This window comes from Algibacter sp. Ld11, assembly GCF_045066735.1.
Lineage (GTDB): Bacteria > Bacteroidota > Bacteroidia > Flavobacteriales > Flavobacteriaceae > Algibacter.
In genome coordinates this window covers 448,398-469,302 of record NZ_JBISHH010000025.1, presented here as the reverse complement: position 1 = coordinate 469,302, position 20,905 = coordinate 448,398, and the positions used below count along the sequence as shown (strand labels likewise).

General features: G+C 32.4%; 19 protein-coding genes and 1 tRNA gene. 11 read left to right on the top strand and 9 right to left on the bottom strand.

The window, feature by feature from the left end:
• Positions 1–11 precede the first annotated feature (11 nt).
• Positions 12–1,088 carry a peptide chain release factor 1 gene (prfA, locus tag ACJJV4_RS15700; protein WP_405296146.1) on the bottom strand — a complete coding sequence of 359 codons (1,077 nt, stop codon included), beginning with the start codon at positions 1,086–1,088 and terminating at the stop codon, positions 12–14.
• 403 nt (positions 1,089–1,491) lie between these two features.
• On the opposite strand from prfA, the gene ACJJV4_RS15695 reads away from it, so the two are divergent.
• Positions 1,492–2,154 carry an ATP-binding cassette domain-containing protein gene (locus tag ACJJV4_RS15695; RefSeq protein ID WP_405296144.1) on the top strand — a complete coding sequence of 221 codons (663 nt, stop codon included), beginning with the start codon at positions 1,492–1,494 and terminating at the stop codon, positions 2,152–2,154.
• 862 nt (positions 2,155–3,016) lie between these two features.
• Here ACJJV4_RS15695 and ACJJV4_RS15690 read toward each other — a convergent pair.
• The 4 genes from ACJJV4_RS15690 to ACJJV4_RS15675 form a co-directional block, all read right to left on the bottom strand.
• Positions 3,017–3,619 carry a hypothetical protein gene (locus ACJJV4_RS15690; protein WP_405296142.1) on the bottom strand — a complete coding sequence of 201 codons (603 nt, stop codon included), beginning with the start codon at positions 3,617–3,619 and terminating at the stop codon, positions 3,017–3,019.
• Positions 3,620–3,948: 329 nt separating this feature from the next.
• On the bottom strand, positions 3,949–4,908 hold the full coding sequence (locus ACJJV4_RS15685) for a DUF3078 domain-containing protein (RefSeq protein WP_405296140.1): 960 nt from the start codon (positions 4,906–4,908) through the stop codon (positions 3,949–3,951).
• Between the two features lie 786 nt (positions 4,909–5,694).
• Complete coding sequence (locus ACJJV4_RS15680) at positions 5,695–6,876, bottom strand: AIR synthase related protein (RefSeq protein WP_405296138.1); 1,182 nt, start codon at positions 6,874–6,876, stop codon at positions 5,695–5,697.
• 202 nt (positions 6,877–7,078) lie between these two features.
• Positions 7,079–9,265: a glutamine synthetase III gene (locus tag ACJJV4_RS15675; protein WP_405296136.1), complete on the bottom strand. Its 2,187-nt coding sequence runs from the start codon at positions 9,263–9,265 to the stop codon at positions 7,079–7,081.
• 320 nt (positions 9,266–9,585) lie between these two features.
• Between ACJJV4_RS15675 and ACJJV4_RS15670 the strand changes: the two genes are divergently transcribed.
• From ACJJV4_RS15670 to ACJJV4_RS15660, 3 genes are all read left to right on the top strand, one after another.
• Complete coding sequence (locus ACJJV4_RS15670; RefSeq protein ID WP_405296134.1) at positions 9,586–10,608, top strand: glutamine synthetase beta-grasp domain-containing protein; 1,023 nt, start codon at positions 9,586–9,588, stop codon at positions 10,606–10,608.
• A 480-nt stretch (positions 10,609–11,088) separates the two neighbouring features.
• A complete protein-coding gene (locus tag ACJJV4_RS15665; protein ID WP_405296132.1) occupies positions 11,089–11,934 on the top strand; it encodes a phosphatase PAP2 family protein in 846 nt (281 codons plus the stop codon).
• Positions 11,935–11,995: 61 nt separating this feature from the next.
• Positions 11,996–12,181 (top strand): hypothetical protein, encoded by a 186-nt coding sequence (locus tag ACJJV4_RS15660; protein WP_405296130.1) that lies wholly within the window; start codon positions 11,996–11,998, stop codon positions 12,179–12,181.
• A 57-nt stretch (positions 12,182–12,238) separates the two neighbouring features.
• Here ACJJV4_RS15660 and ACJJV4_RS15655 read toward each other — a convergent pair whose 3' ends face one another.
• The 3 genes from ACJJV4_RS15655 to ACJJV4_RS15645 form a co-directional block, all read right to left on the bottom strand.
• Positions 12,239–13,540 (bottom strand): leucine-rich repeat-containing protein kinase family protein, encoded by a 1,302-nt coding sequence (locus tag ACJJV4_RS15655; protein WP_405296128.1) that lies wholly within the window; start codon positions 13,538–13,540, stop codon positions 12,239–12,241.
• A 97-nt stretch (positions 13,541–13,637) separates the two neighbouring features.
• A complete protein-coding gene (locus ACJJV4_RS15650) occupies positions 13,638–14,153 on the bottom strand; it encodes a GNAT family N-acetyltransferase (RefSeq protein WP_405296126.1) in 516 nt (171 codons plus the stop codon).
• 12 nt (positions 14,154–14,165) lie between these two features.
• Positions 14,166–15,110: a calcium/sodium antiporter gene (locus tag ACJJV4_RS15645; RefSeq protein ID WP_405296124.1), complete on the bottom strand. Its 945-nt coding sequence runs from the start codon at positions 15,108–15,110 to the stop codon at positions 14,166–14,168.
• A gap of 164 nt (positions 15,111–15,274) precedes the next feature.
• On the opposite strand from ACJJV4_RS15645, the gene ACJJV4_RS15640 reads away from it, so the two are divergent.
• From ACJJV4_RS15640 to ACJJV4_RS15630, 3 genes are all read left to right on the top strand, one after another.
• Complete coding sequence (locus ACJJV4_RS15640; protein ID WP_405296123.1) at positions 15,275–15,634, top strand: BlaI/MecI/CopY family transcriptional regulator; 360 nt, start codon at positions 15,275–15,277, stop codon at positions 15,632–15,634.
• Positions 15,635–15,636: 2 nt separating this feature from the next.
• On the top strand, positions 15,637–17,298 hold the full coding sequence (locus tag ACJJV4_RS15635) for a M56 family metallopeptidase (protein ID WP_405296122.1): 1,662 nt from the start codon (positions 15,637–15,639) through the stop codon (positions 17,296–17,298).
• A gap of 504 nt (positions 17,299–17,802) precedes the next feature.
• Positions 17,803–17,955 carry an SsrA-binding protein gene (locus ACJJV4_RS15630; protein ID WP_405296120.1) on the top strand — a complete coding sequence of 51 codons (153 nt, stop codon included), beginning with the start codon at positions 17,803–17,805 and terminating at the stop codon, positions 17,953–17,955.
• Between the two features lie 43 nt (positions 17,956–17,998).
• Here the strand turns inward: ACJJV4_RS15630 and ACJJV4_RS15625 are convergent.
• A tRNA-Arg gene (locus tag ACJJV4_RS15625) sits at positions 17,999–18,072 on the bottom strand.
• Positions 18,073–18,153: 81 nt separating this feature from the next.
• Between ACJJV4_RS15625 and ACJJV4_RS15620 the strand changes: the two genes are divergently transcribed.
• The 4 genes from ACJJV4_RS15620 (at position 18,154) to ACJJV4_RS15605 (ending at position 20,891) form a co-directional block, all read left to right on the top strand.
• Entirely contained in the window at positions 18,154–18,783 is a 630-nt protein-coding gene (locus tag ACJJV4_RS15620; protein ID WP_405296118.1) for a Crp/Fnr family transcriptional regulator, read from the top strand.
• Between the two features lie 339 nt (positions 18,784–19,122).
• On the top strand, positions 19,123–19,680 hold the full coding sequence (locus ACJJV4_RS15615) for a YeeE/YedE family protein (protein ID WP_405296116.1): 558 nt from the start codon (positions 19,123–19,125) through the stop codon (positions 19,678–19,680).
• A gap of 2 nt (positions 19,681–19,682) precedes the next feature.
• Positions 19,683–20,096, top strand: a complete 414-nt coding sequence (locus ACJJV4_RS15610) for a DUF6691 family protein (RefSeq protein WP_405296114.1) — start codon at positions 19,683–19,685, stop codon at positions 20,094–20,096.
• Positions 20,097–20,891: a sulfite exporter TauE/SafE family protein gene (locus tag ACJJV4_RS15605; RefSeq protein ID WP_405296112.1), complete on the top strand. Its 795-nt coding sequence runs from the start codon at positions 20,097–20,099 to the stop codon at positions 20,889–20,891. It begins immediately after the preceding gene.
• The last annotated feature ends 14 nt before the right edge of the window (positions 20,892–20,905 follow it).

Sequence of the window (20,905 nt, the reverse complement as noted above, 5' to 3'; positions counted from 1 at the left end):
TGATTTTTATACTAGATTATATCTGTATTAGCTTTTAACTTCTCCGTATTTTCAGCTAACATTAATTCATCTAAAATTTTCTGAATGTCTCCATTCACAATATTAGACAAATCGTAAAGTGTTAACCCAATTCTATGATCGGTTACACGACCTTGCGAGTAATTATAAGTTCTAATTTTAGCAGATCGATCTCCAGAAGACACCATACTACCACGTTTTGCAGCATCGGCTTCGTTCTTCTTAGCCAATTCCATTTCGTAAAGACGAGAACGTAATACTTTAAAGGCCTTCTCTTTATTTTTATGCTGCGATTTTTGATCTTGACATTGCGCCACTAAACCTGTAGGAATGTGAGTTAAACGTACCGCTGAATAGGTTGTATTTACCGATTGCCCACCTGGTCCAGACGAACAGAAAAAATCAATTCTAACTTCTTTTGGATTAATTTCAACATCAAATTCTTCCGCTTCTGGAAATACCATTACGGTTGCAGCGCTGGTATGCACACGTCCTTGAGTTTCTGTTTGTGGTACACGTTGCACACGGTGAACTCCGGCTTCAAATTTTAAGGTTCCATAAACATCTTCACCCGAAACTTCAAACTGAATTTCTTTAAAACCTCCATTTGTTCCTTCACTAAAATCAACAGTATCTACTCGCCAGCCTCTACCTTCACAATATTTACTGTACATTCTAAATAAATCTCCAGCAAAAATACTCGCTTCATCGCCACCGGTTCCGGCACGTAATTCTACTACCGCATTTTTCGAGTCTTCAGGATCTTTAGGTATTAAAAGTACTTTTATTTCTTCTTCTAACTTAGGAATGCCAATTTTAGCTTCTTCCATTTGCATCTTAGCCATTTCGACCATTTCGGCATCGCTACCATCTGCAATTATTTCTTCAGCTTCAGCTAAATTATTTGTAAACTCTATATACTCCTCACGCTTATCCATAAGGATTCGCAAGTCTTTGTATTCTTTATTAAGCTCAACGTAACGCTTTTGATCTGTAATAATATCGGGTTGGATAATTAAATCACTAACCTCATCAAAACGTTGCTTTACTATTTGTAACTTCTCTAACATCTGCCTTATTTAATTGGATATCAAAAATACAATAAATTATGAATTTTCAATGACTACATCACGTAGAACTCGTATAACTTTAAAAATATTTTGCATTATTTTTCGTTATAAGCCATACTATGCAACAATTATCTGCTTTATTTATATTTTATAGGCCATATATGTTATGGTCTTTTGGACTGAATATATTTTTCTCACTTATTGGCTATAGTATAATTCCTATATTTTTAATAAAATTAGTTTTGATTGCTTTTTTGTGGTATTTAATGAATGAAACTAAGGCTAAGCGAAAATTAATATTTTATAAAAATTTAGGCCTTTCTACTTTTAAACTTTTTTTCTATATTTTTATTATCGATTTTATTTTAAGCCTTCCTTTTCTTTTAGTTTTAAAAGAATTTATATGATTTTTGAAATTGATAATATTGAACTTTACTTTAAAGAAAAACGTATTTTAAATGGCATTTACCTTAAAGCTGAAACCAATAAAATAACAGGACTACTAGGAAGCAATGGTTGTGGAAAAACATGCTTATTAAACATTATATTTGGTAGTTTAACACCTAAATACAAACTAATTAGGGTAGATAATAAACCCATTCTAATACCGCTATACCAAACAAAGCTTGTGGCCTACTTACCACAACACCATTTTATTCCTGTACATTTAAAAGTAAAAACTATTTTTAAGATTTTTAAACTGTCTTGGAAAACATTTACCACTCATTTTGAAGTTTTTGGTCATTATAAAAATAGAAAAATAGGGCAGCTATCTGGGGGAGAACGAAGATTAATTGAAACTTATAGTATTTTGAAAAGTAATACTGAATTGGTTTTACTAGACGAACCTTTTTCTCACCTATCCCCCATAAATATTGAAATTCTTAAAAAGTTGATTTTGAAAGAAAAGAAATATAAAGCTATCGTAATTACCGATCACTTATATAGGCATATTATAGAGGTAACCGATAATCTTTATTTTATTAAACATGGCAACTCAAAACGTATAAAAAACATAACCGAATTAGAACATCTGAAGTACTTAAACAGTTCTTCCTTTAATTAATTTGAATGCCTTATCGTTTTTATTTTCTAAAACAGAATACAGTACGCAATACGTTAAGCCTAGCAAAAAAAATAGATACTCCAAATAACATAAAGAAAACAACCCAAGATGATGCGCGATTACACTAGTTACCTCGGCAAACGTGAAAAACGCAACAAACAAAGCAAAATATTTAGATCGTGAATCGTTTATTAACCGATATCTAACAGTGAAAGCGGCTAGTAAAATAAGAGTAAATCCTAAAACAAAATACAACTCTACAATATAATTCAAATAAATATGGGGCTCTACTATTGATATAATAGCCTTAACGACATAAGTATTCAAAAAAATAAGCACGCCATAAATTAAATATTCAAAAGGTTTAATGCGCAATGGTTTTTGTTTAAAAAAGCCGCAAATACATAGCATTATATACCCAAATAATTTAAATAGTGATGCCCATAAACTATTCAAAGGGTTTTCTAAAAAGGTAACAAAACATTCTGATATGATAAAAAACATCCAAAAAAAAGTTATCGGCCATTCAGAATAAACTTTATACCTTAAAAAAAAAGCAAAAAGTATAAGTTCAGCAAGTAATAAAACGTTTAAACTATAACTAAAAAACAAAACAACACAACTGCATAAAAAGGTGACGCTAGAAATTAAGTATACCTTGTTTTTTATACTTAACATTGAATATTTTTTTTTGTTATGAAGTAAAGCAAGAGTTCCTTTTTTTTAAAACATATTATTTAAATATACTATTCGAAATATTATGCGAGTATCCAAATAACTCCTCAATAGAAGAGGTTAATAATAACATGTACGAAAATTTAATCACCACAGACGTCTGAATAGTCTTATAATTATCGGATTTCTAAATACTTCCAGTTTTTATTAACTTGTGCACGCTATCACCTACATTTTCATCTACAAACGCAACAACGCCAAAACTTAAACCAAATAAAAAGAAAAAGTATTCTAGGTAATACATAAAGTTATATTGTAAAAAATATGCGATAATACCAAAAACTTCTGCCGTTATTAAAAACGCTACTAAGTACAAAACATATTTTGATCGTGAATCATGTAACAAGCGATACCTATAAACGCTAATACTCAACAAAATAAGAACCACTCCATATACAAAAAATAAGCCTGTGATATACCGCTCAGTGATTAACGGCGCAACCAGATCAACGATTTTATAAACAACATATATATTAATAAAAAACACAAGGGAATAAACAAAAATATCTATTTTTTTATTCTTTACTTTTTTCTGTTTTGGATAAACATAAATTAGTAGCATAACATAACCAATTAACTTTAGTGATGTTGTTATTGCTCCATACGCTATAGTATTGTCAACAAATATTGCAGTTGCAGATAGCGTAAAGAAGAGCCAAAATAAAGAGATAGTCCACTCTCTAGTTCTTTTATATTTAAGAGAAATGCCGAAAAAAACAATATCTGCCAAAAGATTAATAGTAAACACGCCACTAGGTTTATCAAAATATTGGCTACAACAACATAAAATAAAAAAGAAAGAGGTAATTAAATATATTTTATTCTTAAGCGATAACATTTTTGGGCATTTTGTTTACAACGGCAGCTGTATCTTTTTCAATGAAAATTAACGCAATTTAACTATCCTATTTAAAACATGCTAGTTAAGACTTATATAAATTTATTTTATACATATATTTTTATTTTTTAGTTCTAAAAAAGCATTTTCGCAAAAAAGTATAAATTATTATATTAATTTAACAACAAAAATAGCTATAACCAATTCTATCAATATTTTATTTAAAAATCTACAGCAAAACCAACACCAAGAAACTGTTTCCATTGCACTTTCGCTCCTGCTTCTTCAGTTTCACCTTCAACATCGGTTTCGATAGATGTTTTTACATCATCATCATATCTTAAATGCGAACCTAAGGTAGCTCGAATAAAACTATTTACTTTAAAATCGAAATCTACACGCCAATCTACATCAACATTTCCGAAGTTATTAATATAATCAGAATACATACTCAATTGGTTTTTAACACTTATGTTTTCTACTAACTCCATCTCGTAGCTATTTGTAACCAATACACCAACCTCTCTACGTGTTTGTTCTCCTGCTCTAATTAATAAACCCTCAGAATCGTAAACCGCAGGTGTAACTCCAAAAGCTCCTGCGTTCGCCAAATCTTCATCAAGAACAAATGTTGCTTTTAAGGTAAGTGGTGAAAAATAAAAAGACAATTTTTCAATGTTTTTACCATATTCCATACCTCCACCAAAAAATAAATAGCCTGGCGCCATTAATCTCGAAATAGGATTATCTGTATTTGGATAACTATACCCATTAGTTAATTGTGTTCTAAAGTTTAATTGTGCAGAATAAAACCAATTAGACTCTAAATCTGGCTTAAACCCCATACTTGAATTAATCTCAATTAAATCATCGGTTTTTCTAAGTTCTCTAGATTGCTGCTTATTTATACCATAACGTAAGCGTGCATCATTTCTCCATGAAAAATACTTATCGCTATAATTAGCACTAGTTTCAAACCCCAATAAACCAGAAATTGAATTGCTACCACCCGAATTCCAGTTAACAAAAGCGACTTCGCTTAAATCGAAAGTTGCCTTGTTCTTTTGCTGCCATTGCGGACCTTCATACTTAGGTTTCTTAACCTTTAGAAATAAAGAATCTGGTTGAGCGTAAATACACTGAAAAAGAAGGCAGGTAATAATTAATAAAGAATTTTTCATGATTAAGTTAGGATGTTTTTTAAAATTACACAGAGCATCAATAATTATACCATTTTAACGAATATTTAAGAATTATATTTCAAGAGGTTCCTGTTTTTTAAAATCCATTAGGCTGTAAAGAAGCAAAATACTTAAACCTAACACATATAATGGCCTTGAAAAATAAAACAGAATATTAAAACCTAAAAAATAGCCTAGAGACGTTATAATATTAGAAATTAATATTATATAAATAGATACTGCAAAATAGCGCGCCTTAATTGTTCCATAGTCGTAACTATAAATAAATGCCATTATTGTTAAAAAAACTTGCATGATACCATAACAAAAACTTAAACCATTTCGCAAGACATCTTTTGATGACGATTGAGCTAAATGGAATAATTTATAAAAAAGAAATATATGTAATAAGATTAAAACGAAAAGCAAAATCACCTTTTTCATTTTATATTTTAAACCTATTATGTGTGGCAAAATCTCTAAACACAGAAATATAGTTGCGAGCACTTTAAAAAAAATCGTAATGTGCGCGAATACTGCTGTTTCAAAAAAATGTAAAAAATAGTCGGCACAAACAAAACTAAATAAGGCCAACAATAACAACACATTTTTGTAACCTTTTAACCAAATAAATAGTACAAAAATAACAGCTGCACTTATAAATCGCATACTCCGCATACTTTGCAAATCAAAAAAAGCCACGGTTAATATGCTTGCTAGGGATAGCAAAGCTGTAACCCATAAAATAACTTTTTTCGACATCATGAAGAAAGCATTACCTGTTAATTATTGATAAACAAAATCACCAAACTCACTGTTTATAGTTAATTTTTTATTTTCAGAAGCTTCTACTCTACCGATAATTTTTGCATCTACATTAAAGGATTTTGATATCGCTATAATATCTTCTGCAACTTCCGGACTTAAGTATAACTCCATTCTATGACCACAATTAAAAACCTGGTACATCTCTTTCCAATCGGTTTTAGACTGCTCTTGTATTAACTTGAAAAGTGGAGGAATTGGAAATAAATTATCTTTTATTATATGAAATTGATCTACAAAATGAAGAATTTTAGTTTGCGCTCCACCAGAACAATGTACCATTCCATGGATGCTATCACTAGTATATTCAGATAAAATTTTCTTAATTATGGGTGCATATGTTCGTGTTGGTGATAATACTAGCTTACCAGCATCTATTGGAGAATCTTTAACAGAATCTGTTAATTTTACTCCTCCAGAATACACTAGGTCTTCAGGAACTGCAGCATCAAAACTTTCAGGGTATTTTTCGGCTAAATATTTACTAAATACATCGTGTCTTGCAGAAGTTAAACCATTACTTCCCATCCCACCATTATAGCTTTTCTCGTAAGATGCTTGTCCAAAACTTTCTAAACCTACAATAACATCGCCAGCTTTTATATTGGCATTATCTATAACATCACTACGTTTCATACGGGCTGTTACCGTAGAATCTACTATTATAGTTCTAACCAAATCTCCAACATCGGCAGTTTCACCACCTGTAGAATGTATGGTTACTCCAAAAGATTTTAAATCTTCCAAAAGTTCTTCGGTACCATTTATAATAGCCGAAAGCACTTCTCCTGGAATTAAGCTTTTGTTTCTACCAATAGTAGACGATAGCATAATATTATCTGTCGCACCAATACACAACAAATCGTCAATATTCATTATTAACGCATCTTGAGCAATACCTTTCCAAACAGAAACATCTCCCGTTTCTTTCCAATACATATAAGCCAAGGACGATTTTGTACCTGCTCCATCGGCGTGCATTACCAAACAGTAATCATCATCATTAGTTAAATAATCAGGAACTATTTTACAGAAGGCTTTTGGAAACAAACCTTTATCTATATTTTTTATAGCATTGTGAACATCTTCTTTTGATGCTGAAACTCCTCGTTGTGCGTATCGTTTTGAAACTTCTTGACTCATAATAATTTATTGTTTTGCAAATTTACTTTTTTGAATGAAAAAACCCCACTTTTTTAAAGCAGGATTTTAGAAGTTTTAGTATTTATTGGATTAATACCTTTTTTATTTTTAATTATTTATATTTTTAAGTAAAAACTAACTAAAAGAGAAGTACATCTTTTTTAATATTTAATTTCTCTACTAAAAAGGCTTCAAGTTTTAGTTATCTTGTAAATAATAACTCGCGATACTTGGTTAATGGCCAAATTTCATCATCAACCAACATTTCCAATTTATCACAATGATAACGAATATCATCAAAAAGTGGTTTTACCTTTTTAGCATAAGCTAAAGCGCGCTTTTCAATATCAGCTATAGCATTTGCTTTTCTTCGTTGATCTACCATTTTGGTAACATTTGAGTTAATACCAGCGATATGATTCGAAATTTCCTCTATTAATAGTACTTGCTCTTTAGAAACATCATGATATTTCTCCTCAAAAATCTCTTTTAATCCGCGAACATTTTTAATTAAAATATTTTGATATTTTATGGCTGTTGGAACAATGTGATTTCGAGCAATATCACCTAAAACACGGCCTTCTATTTGTATGTGCTTGCTATATGCTTCCATTTCAATTTCGTAACGCGCTTGAGTTTCCACCCTACTCATTACATTCATTTCTTCAAATAAATCAATGGTTTCCTTAGATATTTTAGCAGATAGAGCTTCGGGTGTGGTTTTATTATGGCTTAAGCCACGCTTTTTAGCTTCCACTTCCCATGGTTTACCATAACCATTACCTTCAAACAAAATAGCTTTAGTATCCTTAATATATTCTCGCAATACATTAAAAACGGCCTCATCCTTTTTTAAATCTTTTTTATTGATTAAAGCATCGACTTCAACCTTAAAATCTTTTAATTGCTTTGCAACAATAGTATTTAAAACCGTCATTGGGTTGCCACAGTTTGCAGTAGAGCCTACAGCCCTAAATTCAAATTTATTTCCTGTAAAAGCAAAAGACGATGTTCTGTTTCTATCTGTATTATCGAGTAAAACATCAGGAATTTTACCAATAACATTAAGCTTTAGTTCTGTTTTTTCTTGCGGCGATAATTTCCCTTTGGTTACGCCTTCCAACTCGTCTAAAACTTTGGTAAGTTGCTCACCAATAAAAACCGACATAATGGCCGGTGGTGCTTCACTAGCTCCCAAACGGTGATCGTTACTTGCCGATGCTACAGAGGCGCGCAATAGAGCTTCATGTTTATAAACAGCCTTTATTGTGTTTATAAAAAAAGTAAGAAACTGCAAGTTACTCATCGGTGTCTTTCCTGGGCCTAACAAATTAACACCAGTATCTGTAGAAAGCGACCAGTTGTTGTGCTTACCAGACCCATTCATTCCAGCAAATGGTTTTTCATGAAATAACACTTTAAAATTATGTCGCGATGCTACACGCCCCATTAAATCCATTAAAAGCGAGTTATGGTCTACTGCTAAGTTGGCCTCTTCATAAATTGGAGCCAATTCAAATTGATTAGGTGCCACCTCATTATGCCTTGTTTTTACCGGAATACCCAGAAGCATACATTCTGTTTCTAGTTCGCGCATAAAATTTAAAGCGCGGTTAGGTATCGATCCAAAATAATGATCGTCTAACTGCTGCCCTTTTGCTGCCGAATGCCCAAGCATAGTGCGGCCTGTAAGAGTAATATCTGGACGGCTAGCAGCCAGCATTTTATCTATTAAAAAATACTCCTGCTCCCAACCTAAAGAACTGGTTACTTTTTTCACGTTTTTATCAAAATAACGACACACAGCCGTAGCAGCAGTATCTACTGCATTAAGTGCGCGAAGTAAAGGTGTTTTAAAATCTAAAGCTTCACCCGTATAAGCCACAAAAATAGTTGGTATACACAATGTTGTTTGATAAATAAAAGCGGGTGATGTAGGATCCCAAGCTGTATAACCACGCGCTTCAAATGTGTTTCTAATACCACCATTTGGAAAGCTAGAAGCATCTGGCTCTTGCTGCACCAATTGGTCGCCGCCAAATTTTTCAATAGCCATACCTCCACCAATAGTTTCAAAAAAAGCATCGTGCTTTTCGGCAGTTGCACCCGTTAATGGCTGAAACCAATGCGTGTAATGCGTAACCCCTTTAGATAAAGCCCAATCTTTCATGGAAGATGATACCTGGTCGGCAATACTTCGGTCTATTTTTTTACCATGACTAATAGCATTCATAACGCCATTAAAAGCATCTTTGGTTAAATATTGACGCATAGTATTTTCGTTAAAAACATTTTTACCAAATAAGTCTGAGCGCCTTTCTTTTTCCTCTATATGTACAGGTTTGTAGGCCAACGATTCTTTTACAGCATGAAATCTTAATGTAGACATTTTCTAAAGCTATTTTATATATTCTAATAATTCTTCAATATAACCCTTAAAATATTTAATTCTGATCAACAGTATTAAACTTTACGGCAAAAATAGGCACCAAAATCAAGAATTCCGTAAAATCCTTAAATATATTATTAACACTTTTTCAGTATTTTCAATAAATAATCAACTTTTTTTAAAATAATCCCGAAAAAAGTAGGGTATAAATAAAAACAAGTCACACTTTTGTTAAAACACCCCTAATAAATATGTAGTAAAAACTTAAAAATATATATTTGTGATATTATTATCAATATTTCAATTATAAAATATTTATTATGGCAAAAATTAAATTAGAATACCTTTGGTTAGATGGTTACCACCCTACTCAAAACTTAAGAAGTAAAACTAAAGTTGAAGAGCATGAAGACTTCAAAGGGACATTAGAAGAAATAGGAAACTGGTCTTTTGATGGTTCATCTACTAGACAAGCAGAAGGCGGATCGTCTGACTGTTTATTAGTTCCTGTTGCAATCTATCCAGATCCAGATCGTATCAACGGTTATTTAGTTATGACTGAAGTTATGAATGCTGATGGAACGCCACACGTATCTAATGGTAGAGCTACTATTGATGATGATGATAATGATTTCTGGTTTGGTTTCGAACAAGAATATTTCATTATGGATACTAAAACTCAATTACCTTTAGGTTTCCCTGTAGGTGGTTATCCTGCTCCACAAGGTATGTACTACTGCTCTGTTGGTGGTAAAAATACACATGGTAGAGATTTCGTTGAAGAACATGCAGATTTATGTATTGCCGCAGGTTTAAACTTCGAAGGAATTAACCAAGAGGTTGCTTCAGGGCAATGGGAATACCAATTATTCGCAAAAGGCGCTAAATTAGCTGGTGACGAACTTTGGATTTCAAGATATTTATTAGATCGTTTAACTGAAAAATATGGTTACTACATCGAGTACCACCCAAAACCATTAGGTAAAGATATGGATTGGAATGGTTCTGGTATGCACGCAAACTTCTCTAACGAGATTTTAAGAACTTGTGGTGACAAAGAAACTTACGCTGCAATATGCGAAGCTTTCCGCCCAGTAGTAAAAGAACACATTGCTGTTTACGGTGAGTTTAACGACCAACGTTTAACAGGTTTACACGAAACTGCAGCTATTACAGATTTCTCTTGGGGAATTTCAGATAGAGGAGCTTCAATTCGTATTCCTTTAATCGCAGTAGAAAAAGGCTGGAAAGGCTGGTTAGAAGATAGACGTCCTGCTTCAAACGCAGATCCATACAAAATTGCAGCAAGAATTGTGAAAACAGTTAAATCTGCTAAAGTTTAATACGCTATAGTATAACATTTTGTTCATAATAAGAGCGCTAACATGTATTTGTTAGCGCTTTTATTATACTTAAAATCTAGATAATTTTTAATTGAATTATAGTCTGGGCGTTCCCCAAGGGTCGGGCTTTCCGCTGTATCTTTATTTGCGCTGCAACTATTTATATTCTTAATTATATTTGGATAAAAAATAAGTGATCTCCACTTCATTATAATAAAGGCTAGCACAAAAAAGGATGTCGCATCAATCCCTAACGCAAATCTCCGCTAAGGTCATCGCTCATAAAAATTATTGCCATTCTTATAAAACTTTATCCTTCTGGTAGAAGTTTTATAAAATTAGCACACCCAACATTCTTCTCTATTACAAATTAAACATACCAGCAGACCTCCATAAATATCGCAAAACCTCAATGCGCATAAAAAATGTTCGCCATCATTAGTATATTACTATATTTGCATCCCCAACTTAAAAAACCGCATGAAGAAAACACTTATAGTCTTTTTATTGTTCTGTTCAAGCTTCATGAACGGGCAAAACACAAATGAATCATTTAAAGATCAAACAATCTGGCAGACCTTTAAATACGATATGGGTAGTGTTGGAAAAGGTGTTGGTTATGCTTTTAGCAGACCAACACAATGGAAAGGTAAACAATGGGTAGACTTTGCTGGAATAGCAGCTGGAACAGCTCTATTAACCTTTGTTGATGATGAAATAGACCATTGGTCTGATGGTTTTCGAAGTTCTATTCCTAACAACGTACTACATTTTGGTGGCAAAACAGCTAATCCTGAAGGAAACTATAGCCTTAGCGGTGCTGTATATTTTACGGGTTTATTTATTAAAAACGAAAAAATTAGAAGAACAGGTGTTTTAATGCTAGCTTCCACGATTACAGGCGGATTTTTACAGCAAGTTACCGTACGTGTTCTAGGAAGATCTCGACCATTAACTGGAGATTCAGCGAATAGTTTTGATCCTTTATTACTAAAAAAAGTTAATAATTACGATTCCTTTTTCTCTGGCCATACCGTTTTATCGTTTGGGAATGCCTATGCCATTGCCAAACAATTTAAGAGTCCATGGATAAAAGCAGGTATTTACACTATAGGCATGATTCCTGGATTTACAAGAATAGTAATAAGTAAACATTGGTTTTCCGATGTTGCACTAGGCACAGTAATGAGTATTTTAATTGTAGAGTCTATCGATAAGTATTTAGATGCTCGCTATAAACAAAAATACAATAACAACACTAAGAAGGTAAATTGGGATTTATCTTTCGCTCCAGGGCAAATTGGAGTTAATCTTCGTTTTAATTAAGAAATTAACCTTAAAATATGTAACAAATATTATAAAGTTAATACTAACTATAAAAGCTAAAATGAAAAAAATAACGAAAAAACAAACACTAATTCTCCTATCCATTGGAATGTCTGTAATTGCGATTTCTCAAATATTTTCTCAATTTATTGAATTATCAGATTTTGCGAAAGGTTCTTTTATGGGAATAGGATTAGGGTTACTATTAACCTCTTTGATTTTTGGAAATTTTAAAGCTGTACAATAACGCTTCTATAAAAAATTTGTCACGAAATAAAACAACATTTACACGTTAAAAACCTTATCAAAACTCATCCAGAACCTCTAAAATATCAGAAAAGCCTGGTCGCAATCTAACATCGCTACTTGTACAATCAGCGATTAATTTTTGCCATTTTTCGAGAAGTTCACTATTCATGTCATTTTCACGAACAAGACCTAACACATCTTCTACTAAACAAGCATAAGCACGCACTTCTACACGCTCAACAGCATAAGCAAGCTCAGAATTAACATCGTAAAAAGAAGCTGCGCCAAAATCGCCTAGAAGACAATCTGCCGATGCATTCACTAATATATTATGAGCATACAAATCACCATGGTTAATACCATTTTTATGTAACTGCTCGCAAACTGAAGCGATACTTTTTACAATTTTTAATAACTCCTCTGCATTAAAAACAGAAGTTTCATCAAATACATCGCGTGTGCAGGTTTGTAAACTTGGCGGATTTCCTAAATTGACGTAATCTGGAGAAATCAACGTCATAATTAACCCTATTTTATCGTCTGGATGGTTTTTAATTTTTCCTAAAACAGGAATTAAATTCTCATGAGTTCCTGCTGCAATAGAAATTGCCATTTCGTCATCAGGCAAACCATCGCTAGTAACATCGCCCTTAAACACCTTTATTGCAATATCCTTATTTTCTGATTTCCAGTAAGCCTTCGAAATAAAGCCCGAAGCTCCTTCACCTAATAATTCTTTAACAGAAAAATTGCTCCAATCAAAAGATTCAAAATCTTCCTCTGCTTCTATCTTTTCGGCTGCTGGATTACCTCCAAAAGCAACCCATGATAATTTAGGCAACTCAAAAAACCATTCTGGAATAGACTTCAATTGGTTAGCCGAAAACCGAATGAGTTCTAAATTCAGGCATGCTTTCATTTCAATAGGTAATTCTTCAATTAAATTACCGGCGAGAGCGCATTTTTGAAGCAATACGGAATCACCAATACTTTTTGGAAGTTTTTCAATTTTATTATCAGTTAAAATCAACCAATTTAATAATGGTGGAAATGCATATTCTGGCACTGTTTTAATTTGGTTCGATTTAAAACCAATCATATTTAAACTTGGACATTTTGCAAGTGCACTTGGAAACTCCTTAAAATTATTCCTTGCAAAAAATATAATTCGTAGATGTTTAAGCTTATAAATATCTTCAGGTAATTCACTCAATTTATTATCCGATAAATCTAAAACCTCTAACGTTTCGGCCAGCGTAAAAATTTCTTCTGGAAATTCTTTTAAGCCACAAGCTAGTTTTAGTGTTTTTACCCCTATTAATTCACCTCCTTTTAATGCTTCTAAAGTTTGCCTCATTGATGTTATTTAAAAGTGTAAATCTAAGTATTATCAATGGTTTTGAACCCAAACTTTCTAAGTAAACGTGAAAAAATTATCAAATTTAAAAGCTAAATTAAAAACTTAAATACATAATATGATTAGGATTTGAATGTGTATCGGATATTTTAAATAGGTAATCTCCAACAACTTTAAATCCATTTTTGGTATAAAACCCTATGGCTTTGTTATTCTCAACCCAAACCGCAAGCCAAATCCCTTTTTGGTTGTGCTGTTTAGATGTTTCAATAATAAAATTAAGAAGTTTCACTCCTAATGTTATACCGTGAAATTCTTCCAATAAGTAAAGACGATCTAATTTAGTAATAGCACTTTCTTTAACCCATTGGCTTGCAACATTCAACTCTATCTTTGTAAAGCCTGCTATTTCACTCCCAACAGAAATAATATAATACTGAACATTCTTGTTTTTAAACTCTTCAACTATGGCTTTTTCATGATAAGTTTTATCAACAAAATTTTTAACATCAACTTCCGATGCACTATTTCCGTGAGATTCTAAAAAAGTTTGGCACCCAATTTTAGCAATTAATTTCGCATCATTAATTGTTGCTTTTTCTATTTTAATCATACTCTTACCAATCTATTTTCCGGTAAATACCAAAAACATAAAAATACCATAACCTACAACCAAAAGAAAACCTTTAAGTCTGCTAATTTGTAAACGCTTTGGAAGAAATATTAACGGAATTAAAATAGCCGAAAAACCAAGCATCCAAAAAACATCAGTACTTAAAATAGAAGGTTCGGTAACTGGAATAGGTTTTATCATGGCTGTTAAACCCAAAACTGAAGCGATATTAAAAATATTAGAGCCAATTAAGTTTCCTAAAGAAATTGCTTTTTCTTGCTTAGCCGCGGCAATAACAGATGCAGCCAATTCAGGAACGCTAGTTCCAATAGCAATTAGAGATACACCAATAACGGCCTCAGAGACACCAATAGATCGAGCAATAGCTTTAGAGCCCTCTACTAACCATTCACTACCAAAATAAAGGGCCGCAGCGCCTATTAATAGCCACAAACCTATTTTAAAGTTAGAAACGGCTGCTAAGGTATCATCGACCTCATCAGATACGGCATCTTTTTTAGCTGTTTTGATTAAATATATTAAAAACACGACGAGTCCTGAAAATAGAATACCACCTTCTATAGCCGTTAATACATTGTCGTTTTCTAAAAAATAATACAACGCTATAGAAAACACCATCATCACAGGCCAATTCAATTTGTAAAACGACTTATCTACAGCAATTACACTCACCATAGCCGTTATTCCTAAAACCAAACCAATGTTTGCGATATTAGAACCTACAACATTATTTATAGCTATAGCAGGAGAACCAGATAACGCAGCTTGTAAACTTACCAATAATTCGGGAGCCGAAGTCGCAAAAGAAACTACCGTCATCCCGATTACCATTTTAGAGATATTAAACTTAAAAGATAAGGCTACAGATGCTCTAACTAAAAACTCGCCACCAATAACTAATAAAATAAAACCAAGGATAACCCAAAGTAAACTCATAACTATAATTTTTTGCGAAGATAATTGAAACTAAAAATGAAAAGTAATAAGTCATACTTTTTTTTGAAAACTTAAATTATAGTTAAATAACTACATATTTAGTTTTATAACTAAAAAAATAGTTGTATATTTGTTGAGTACTGATAATTAACGTATTAATCTAAATGGAGAAATTAACAAATAAAGAAGAAGAAATAATGCACATTTTATGGAAACTAGAAAAAGCTTTTGTAAAAGATGTATTAGCTGAAATAAAGAAAGATAAACCGCATTACAACACGCTTTCTACCATTATTAGAAATTTAGAAGAAAAAGGCTATGTGTCTTACAACGCTTACGGGAAAACCCACCAATACTACCCTATTATTTCTAAAGAAGATTACAGAAAAGGGTTTATGAATACCGCCATTAACAACTATTTTAACAACTCTTATAAAAACATGGTTTCCTTTTTTGCTAAAGAGGAAAAGATTAGCGTAGACGAGCTTAAAGAGATTATTAAACTCATTGAAAAAGACAATTAATTATGGAATATCTTTTAAAAGCATCTGCTTTATTAGCCATTTTCTATTTAAGTTACAAAGTCTTTTTGCAACGCGAGACTTTTTTTAACCAGAATAGATGGTTTTTAATACTCGGCATTTTAACAGCATTTGTGTTGCCTTTTTTAGTGATTCCTATTTATGTGGAATATACTCCAGTAGACATACCAAATTTCAATAATATCCCTACGGAGATTTCCGAAAATATAGAAACACCATTTAGTATATTAGATTATTTACCCACAATATATTTATTAGGAGTTATCGGTTTTTCTATTCGGTTTTTAATACAACTTACCGCTTTAACTTTAGTAATCTCGAAAAGTAAAAAAGAGAAAAACGGTAAATACACTTACATTAAAACACACAAAAACATATCTCCTTTTTCTTTTTTCAACTGGATTGTTTTTAACCCGAAGAACTTTAACAACAACGAGTTAGAACAAATTCTAATTCACGAAAAAATTCATGCTAATCAAAAACACTCTATCGATGTTTTACTCACACAACTTAGCTGTATTGCGCTATGGTTTAATCCGTTTATATGGTTTTACAACAAAGCTTTAAAACAAAATTTAGAATTTATAGCCGATAATGAAACTCAACATCAAATAGATTGTAAAAAAACATATCAAATCACCTTACTAAAAACAAGCTTGCCATCTCATCAAATGGCTTTAACAAATAATTTTCACACATCATTAATCAAAAAACGAATCGTTATGTTACAAAAATCAAAATCGAACAACATTAATTTACTTAAACACCTATTAATAATGCCACTCTTGTGCGTATTTATAATGAGCTTTAATACAAAAGAAATTACAATTAACCATACTTCTCACAACGACGCGCACACAACTAAATCATTAAATGCCGAGAATTTATTAAGCGTTTATATCAATAAAGACAGCTCGGACGATGATTTACAAAAGCTCACAACTAAACTAAAAGAAAACGGGTATACTCTAGATATAAAAAATATTAAAAGAAATTCGGCTAATAATATTACTTCCATTAGCATAACGGTGAGCTACAAGAATTCACATAATTCTAATTTCAAAACCAACTCACCCGATCCGCTAAAAACCATAAAAATTACTATTGATAAAAAAACGCACAGCATTACAATAGACAACCAGGCAAATCAAGTTTCTAATATAGCTCCGGCATTAGCAAAAGCCCTAATTCAAACAGATAAAAACCCTTTATATGTTATAGATAATAAAGTTATTACAGAGAAAGGATTTACTTTAATGAAGGATAGCGTGAAATACATTAATGCACTTAAAGGAGAATCTGCCACCGAGAAATATGGCGATAAAGGAAAAAATGGCGTTATAGAAATTACAACAACAAAAAATGTTAGTTCTGCAAAAGAAAACGGAATGAGCAGCGCAACAGTAACAAGCTACGGAAAAACGAGCAACACAATTAAAGTTGTAAAAAAGGAAAATAACTTAGACGTTAAAAAAGAAAAACGACCGTTAGTATATGTGGACAATCTAGAAATCGATTACGACGAACTAGAAACCATTGACCAAAACACGATAAAATCCATGAATGTTTTAAAAAATGAAAATGCAACCGAGAAATATGGCGAAAAAGCTAAACATGGAGTTATCGAGATTTATACAAAAAAATAAATTCGGAATCACACAAATTAAAAATTTAAGACACTCAGCAATGAGTGTCTTTTTTTTGTGTTTTAAATTATAAAAAAGATGAAACATTAAAAAAAGCACTTACTAAACGCCAAATCTCCCTTGGTTTCAAAATTACAGTTAAAAAAAGCCCTTAAAAAGTTACAAATACAAACCAAATTAACACTTTTAAGTTAAAACACACAACACATTCAAAGCAGGTCACTCAAATATTAAAACAAAATTGGTTTTTATACTTACAAATTCATATGCAATTTCATCGATTTTAATAGAAACACTTGGAAGATAGCTTCTTAAAAATATATATTGAAATCTCAATCGAAAAACTGAGTATAACACTAACCCTTTAAAACTAAAACATTATGATGACACTTGCCAAACTTGCAATCGATTTATTAATCACAATCATTACAAGCCTTTAACCACAAAACAAGTAAAACTTAGTCTAGAATAAGTTTTACTATTTTTACAAAAAAGTGGTAACACATGCAAAAGCAAGTATTCAAAATTTTAGCAAAGGTTAATAAAGCAATCTTACCTAGTTATTCTAAAAAACAACTCGATTTATCTAAAGCCAATAAACTACAATTAGCTATAATTGGTTGGCGTGTTTACGTAACAAAAAATGCTCTCGATTAAAGACATAAAAAAAGCCTCCATTTTCATGGAAGCTTTAATTTCGTGACCTCGACTGGATTCAAACCAGTAACCTCTTGAGCCGTAATCAAGTGCGCTATTCAGTTGCGCCACGAGGCCTTTTTTCGTGGGTGCAAATATACATCTTTTAATAAATGATAACCAAATTTTTTTTAAACTTTTTTATGATTATTTTTGAATATGGAAAAAGTACTATTAAAAGAAAAATTTAGTCCGCTTCTGGATCAAGAGATTATAGAAGAAATTTTAAAAATCGGAAGTTTCAAAACCTTTGAAAAAAATGATATTATAATAGACATCAATCAGCAATTAAAATATATTCCTTTACTACTTAGTGGTACAATCAAAATACTACGTGAAGATACAGAAGGTAACGACCTTCTTATCTATTTTCTAGAAACCGGAGAAACCTGCACCATGTCACTTACCTGTTGTATGGGATCCACGAAAAGCAAAATAAGAGCCGTAGCCGAAACTAATTCAAGTTTAGTACTTATACCAGTAGAGAACATACAAGCCTGGTTCCACACCAACCATAGCTGGCGTAATTTTATCTTAGAAAGTTACCAAACACGCTTTAATGAAATGCTCGAAACCATAGACAACATTGCATTCTTAAAAATGGACCAGCGTCTCTATAATCACCTTCAAAACAAAGTAAACCTTAGTGGAGACAACACCATAATTGTAAAACATCAAGATATAGCCGAAGACCTGCACACATCGCGCGTAGTAATTTCAAGATTATTAAAACAATTAGAAAATGAAAATAAAATAAAGCTAAGCCGAAATAAAATAGAAATACTTTAAAAACTTTGAGCGCTCCCGTTATCCTGAAACATGTTCAGGACCTGAGTCGGGCTATCCGTTACATGTCCTCGCTAGCGCAATTATCATAGCACATGCTGTGGGCTTTTCTGTTCTACCCCTAGCGCAATTACAAGCAACCAAAGGCTAAAACCAGAAATCAACATTACTCACTATAAGTAGTAAATAAAGTTTTCAAAAACTATTAAATACCACGGGTACAAACAAAAAATACATCATAACCAACTCACATAAAACCACTTACACTTAAAAATAAAACTAAGTAACATTTATTACATAAGAAACCCGTTCAAGCCCCTATTTTTGCACTAAATAAAAAGTATGCAAACCCTCTTAAACCCTTGGCCGTGGTATATTTCTGGCCCAATAATAGCCTTAGTCATGGCGCTTCTGCTCTATTTTGGCAAAACCTTCGGAATGTCATCAAACCTTAAAACATTATGTGCTATAGGTGGAGCAGGGAGAATTTCAGATTTTTTTAAATTCAATTGGAAAGACCAATTATGGAATCTAACGGTAGTCCTTGGAGCCATTATAGGCGGTTTTATAGCAACGCAGTATTTATCTAATAATACACCAATAGACTTAAACCCAAACACTGTGGCCGAACTCCAAAATATGGGTTTCCAAAACGCAGGAGCTTCACTATTACCTAGTGAATTATTTAGTCTGGAATCACTAAAATCTCCAAAAACCTTAATTATACTAATTATAGGAGGTGTACTAGTAGGTTTTGGAACACGTTACGCAGGCGGTTGTACTTCTGGCCACGCAATAACAGGCCTGAGCAACTTGCAAAAACCATCACTAATAGCTGTAATCGGCTTCTTTATAGGAGGTTTAATAATGACGAACCTTATTTTACCACTAATTTTTTAAACATGAAATTTACAAAATTCTTACTCGTAGGCATACTTTTCGGTATTGTATTGGTAAAATCCGAAGCTGTTTCCTGGTATCGCATTTACGAAATGTTTCGATTTCAATCCTTTCACATGTATGGTATTATAGGAACAGCAGTAGCAACAGGTATTTTATTTGTGCAACTTACTAAAAGAGGCTACATAAAAAACCTAACAGGGCATAACATTTCCATACCAGATAAAGAAAATGGTTTTACGCGTTACATTATTGGAGGAACAATTTTCGGTTTAGGTTGGGCACTTATTGGAGCATGTCCCGGTCCTTTATATATTCTATTAGGCACAGGAGCAACGAGCATTATAGTTGCAATACTTGCGGCATTATTAGGCACCTTTCTATATGGGGTTCTTAAAAACAAATTACCTCATTAAATGGATAGTGCACAAATTATAGGTTATGTGGGGGCTCTCATTGTTGGCCTAGTTCTAGGACTTATTGGCGGTGGCGGTTCAATATTAACCGTACCTCTACTGGTGTATTTACTAGGCTACAACCCCATAATAGCCACAGCCTACTCACTTTTTGTGGTAGGCACAACATCACTTGTTGGAACCATTCAAAAATTTAAAGAAGGCCTTGTAGATGTAAAAACAGGACTAGCATTTTCCTTTCCTTCCTTTATAGCTGTTTATTTATCACGACGCTATTTAGTTCCAAACATTCCAGAAACACTTTTTAATTTTGGTGATTTCGCTATTACCAAAGAAATGAGTGTTATGATTTTCTTTGCCATAATTATGCTTATAGCATCAATTTCTATGATAAAAAAAGGAAAAGATGAGGATGACATTGTTGCTATAAAACAACCCTATTACAAAACCTTTGTTCAAGGCTTAGTTATTGGAACTATTACGGGATTAATTGGAGCAGGCGGCGGTTTTTTATATGTTCCTGCCTTGGTACTTTGGGCAAACATCCCCATGAAAAAAGCTGTAGGAACCTCTTTAATTATTGTAACCATCAACTCGCTAATTGGCTTTACAGGAGATATGCAAACACTAGATATAGAATGGACGTTTCTATTAACGTTTACAGGTATATCAATTATTGGTATTGTTTTAGGCACCTACTTTTCGAAGTTAATAAGTGGAAATAAACTTAAAAAAAGCTTTGGTTTTTTTGTGCTTTTCATGGCCATATACATTATATATAAAGAACTTAAATAGGTTATGTAATAATT

Excerpts from the sequence above, each read along its gene's own strand:
- prfA (WP_405296146.1), bottom strand. The coding sequence starts at position 1,088 with ATGTTAGAGAAGTTACAAATAGTAAAGCAACGTTTTGATGAGGTTAGT.
- ACJJV4_RS15695 (WP_405296144.1), top strand. The coding sequence starts at position 1,492 with ATGATTTTTGAAATTGATAATATTGAACTTTACTTTAAAGAAAAACGT.
- ACJJV4_RS15685 (WP_405296140.1), bottom strand. The coding sequence starts at position 4,908 with ATGAAAAATTCTTTATTAATTATTACCTGCCTTCTTTTTCAGTGTATT.
- ACJJV4_RS15680 (WP_405296138.1), bottom strand. The coding sequence starts at position 6,876 with ATGAGTCAAGAAGTTTCAAAACGATACGCACAACGAGGAGTTTCAGCA.
- ACJJV4_RS15675 (WP_405296136.1), bottom strand. The coding sequence starts at position 9,265 with ATGTCTACATTAAGATTTCATGCTGTAAAAGAATCGTTGGCCTACAAA.
- ACJJV4_RS15670 (WP_405296134.1), top strand. The coding sequence starts at position 9,586 with ATGGCAAAAATTAAATTAGAATACCTTTGGTTAGATGGTTACCACCCT.
- ACJJV4_RS15665 (WP_405296132.1), top strand. The coding sequence starts at position 11,089 with ATGAAGAAAACACTTATAGTCTTTTTATTGTTCTGTTCAAGCTTCATG.
- ACJJV4_RS15660 (WP_405296130.1), top strand. The coding sequence starts at position 11,996 with ATGAAAAAAATAACGAAAAAACAAACACTAATTCTCCTATCCATTGGA.
- ACJJV4_RS15655 (WP_405296128.1), bottom strand. The coding sequence starts at position 13,540 with ATGAGGCAAACTTTAGAAGCATTAAAAGGAGGTGAATTAATAGGGGTA.
- ACJJV4_RS15650 (WP_405296126.1), bottom strand. The coding sequence starts at position 14,153 with ATGATTAAAATAGAAAAAGCAACAATTAATGATGCGAAATTAATTGCT.
- ACJJV4_RS15645 (WP_405296124.1), bottom strand. The coding sequence starts at position 15,110 with ATGAGTTTACTTTGGGTTATCCTTGGTTTTATTTTATTAGTTATTGGT.
- ACJJV4_RS15640 (WP_405296123.1), top strand. The coding sequence starts at position 15,275 with ATGGAGAAATTAACAAATAAAGAAGAAGAAATAATGCACATTTTATGG.
- ACJJV4_RS15635 (WP_405296122.1), top strand. The coding sequence starts at position 15,637 with ATGGAATATCTTTTAAAAGCATCTGCTTTATTAGCCATTTTCTATTTA.
- ACJJV4_RS15630 (WP_405296120.1), top strand. The coding sequence starts at position 17,803 with ATGCAAAAGCAAGTATTCAAAATTTTAGCAAAGGTTAATAAAGCAATC.
- ACJJV4_RS15620 (WP_405296118.1), top strand. The coding sequence starts at position 18,154 with ATGGAAAAAGTACTATTAAAAGAAAAATTTAGTCCGCTTCTGGATCAA.
- ACJJV4_RS15615 (WP_405296116.1), top strand. The coding sequence starts at position 19,123 with ATGCAAACCCTCTTAAACCCTTGGCCGTGGTATATTTCTGGCCCAATA.
- ACJJV4_RS15610 (WP_405296114.1), top strand. The coding sequence starts at position 19,683 with ATGAAATTTACAAAATTCTTACTCGTAGGCATACTTTTCGGTATTGTA.
- ACJJV4_RS15605 (WP_405296112.1), top strand. The coding sequence starts at position 20,097 with ATGGATAGTGCACAAATTATAGGTTATGTGGGGGCTCTCATTGTTGGC.